This window comes from Pseudoalteromonas sp. SG44-1, from assembly GCF_014164315.1.
Taxonomy (GTDB): Bacteria; Pseudomonadota; Gammaproteobacteria; order Enterobacterales; family Alteromonadaceae; genus Pseudoalteromonas; species Pseudoalteromonas rhizosphaerae.
The window spans coordinates 1-937 of the sequence record NZ_JACJEW010000197.1; the positions used below are offsets into that span (position 1 = coordinate 1).

Here is a 937-nt window from a genome sequence, read left to right on the forward strand (position 1 = left end):
ATCGGCAAAATCATTAAGAACACAAAAGTGATCATTATCGCGTGATTTTCGTGATCAAAGCTTAATGAGAATAAGCGATCAAAGTTAATGCCATTGGGTGATCAAAGCTGGTGAGAATATGCACTTTAAACTATCCTTTGTTCTGCATATTGGACGTCGTCCATGAGACTCCTCATGCTCCCAGTCATAGATATGGTAAAGCGTATTTAAGGCTTCAAGACAATTTTCATAATCGATATCTGCATTTAAAACTAAACTATCTTCATAATGACGCATTAAAAAATCATTCTGATATTTAGGCTTTATCATTGAGGAGAATGAAAGAATTCGCTCAGGAACAATATTTTTCTTTGTGCTTTTTTCTAAAGTTTCTTTAGCAGAGGCAACTCTCTTTATAAAATTACTTTTTAACGTTGAGTCATAGTTCAGAACTTCGTGTATTTGGGCAATATTTGCATAATGATTCCAAATATTTATTTCGTTATATGATGCTGACTTATTAGTAAAAGGTTCACCTTTTATTGACCGCTCTAAGTTTTTATAAAAGTTACCTTTCCCACTTGAAAGAATTGAATCGATTGATTTCGTGGCTTTATTTCTAACGACATTTAAATCTTTTTCAGGTTCATTCCAGCGATTGTTCTTTACTTTAATTCTTGCGCAAATGATATTTCCTGATAATTCTTTTGTCATTCTACCTGCGCGACCTGCTAGGTTCCAAAAATCAATATCAGTGAACTTGGTTAAACCTATAGCATTACTTAGAATAAAAATATTTTTAGCTGGTAAGTTAACACCTTCTAATAAGGTTGCGGAGTTTTTCAAGTTAGTTGTCGCCTCAAGTTAAATTTTATGCCGCCCGCATTTCTTCTTTTTTCTCAGGATTTAAATTTACTTCCTTAATTATTGACCAATCGCGTGATTTTCCTGACCAACG

The 937-nt window shown here is 33.4% G+C and carries 1 protein-coding gene; it reads right to left on the bottom strand.

Features of this window, described 5'->3' with window-relative positions; all coding sequences use genetic code 11:
* Positions 1 to 84: 84 nt before the first annotated feature.
* Positions 85 to 825: a hypothetical protein gene (locus H5187_RS23730; RefSeq protein ID WP_182798496.1), complete on the bottom strand. Its 741-nt coding sequence runs from the start codon at positions 823 to 825 to the stop codon at positions 85 to 87.
* Between the last annotated feature and the right edge of the window lie 112 nt (positions 826 to 937).